The 1,174-nt window shown below is 73.7% G+C and carries 1 protein-coding gene and 1 pseudogene; one reads left to right on the top strand and one right to left on the bottom strand.

All coding sequences use genetic code 11. The features are described from left to right. On the top strand, positions 1–682 hold a 682-nt coding region (locus tag ETD86_RS56560), incomplete at its 5' end, for a helix-turn-helix domain-containing protein (protein WP_170223819.1). A 174-nt stretch (positions 683–856) separates the two neighbouring features. On the opposite strand, the pseudogene ETD86_RS54425 reads toward ETD86_RS56560, so the two are convergent. Beyond that, positions 857–1,174: pseudogene (locus tag ETD86_RS54425) on the bottom strand (DNA polymerase III subunit gamma and tau); the annotation flags it as partial.

Below are 1,174 nucleotides of genomic sequence, written 5' to 3' on the forward strand. Positions count from 1 at the left end.
CTCCGCCCACTCCGGCGAGCACCTCCGCGTGTCCGGGCAGCGCATGATCCTGCGCGACGGGACGGTCGGGCTCCTGGAGTCGTTCGCCGACGGCTTCCTGCTGCGTACCGTTCCCACCGCGACGCCGCCGTCGCTCGCCCTCACGTTCCTCGGGGAGCGGCCGCCCTCCGTCACTCTGGGAGACCGCGAGCAGCCCCTGTCGCTCCGGCACGCCGAGATCCTCGCCCTCCTCGCGCTGCACCAGCACGGGCTGACGGCCGAGCAGCTCTCCTTCCACATGTACGGCGACTACGGCAACCCGGTGACGATCAGGGCCGAGATCCACCGGCTGCGCGCGCAGCTGGGCAACGCCATCGCGGCGAAGCCGTACCGGCTGGTCTGCCCGATCGAGGCCGACTTCCTCGCCGTACGCCGCCATCTCGCGGCGAAGGACCCGGCCGCGCTGGCGCGCGCGTACACGGGGCCGCTGTTGCCGCGTTCGGAGTCGCCGGAGATCCGGCGGGAGCGGGACGAGCTCGAGGCCCAGGTCCGGGCCTGCCTGCTGCGGTACGGCTCTCCCGAGCATCTGTGGGCGTACGCCCAGACCGTCAACGGCCGCGACGATTACGAGATCCTGGAACGCCTCGCCGCCCTGCCCCCCACCGACGCCCGCTCCGCCGCCGCCCGCGCGCGGCTGGCGTGACTTTTCTTTCCTTCTGCCTGTTCCCCTGACGCCTGCGCCTTCATCGCGTCCGGGCGCGGGAGCTGGGGTTCCGTTCACCGCTCTACCGCACGCTCCCTGCCCCGGCCCCGCGATTCAGCCGCACGCTCCCTGCCCGGCTCCGCGATTCAGCGGCGCGCACCGTCGGCTGCTCGGTCAGGTGTGGTCGATTTCGCCGATCACTCGGGCACCGAGTTCACGCTCCAGGAGCGCCATGCCCGAGACCGCGTCCACGTCGGCGTCCGCGTCGTTCAGGGGGTCGACGTCGTCCTCGGGTCCCTTGTTGCGGCTCGGGACCGACTCCGGCCAGGCCGCGGCACCACCACGCGACGACGAGGCCCGCGGACCGGCCTGAGCCGCCGCCTTCGCCGCCGACCTCGCGGCGGCCAGGCCCGCACCCGGCGAGGATCCGCCGACGGGAACGGTCCTAGTGGGGTCCGGGGCCGGGGGGACGCCTGGGCCGGGATCGTCGGG

The organism is Nonomuraea turkmeniaca, assembly GCF_005889735.1.
Classification (GTDB): domain Bacteria; phylum Actinomycetota; class Actinomycetes; order Streptosporangiales; family Streptosporangiaceae; genus Nonomuraea; species Nonomuraea turkmeniaca.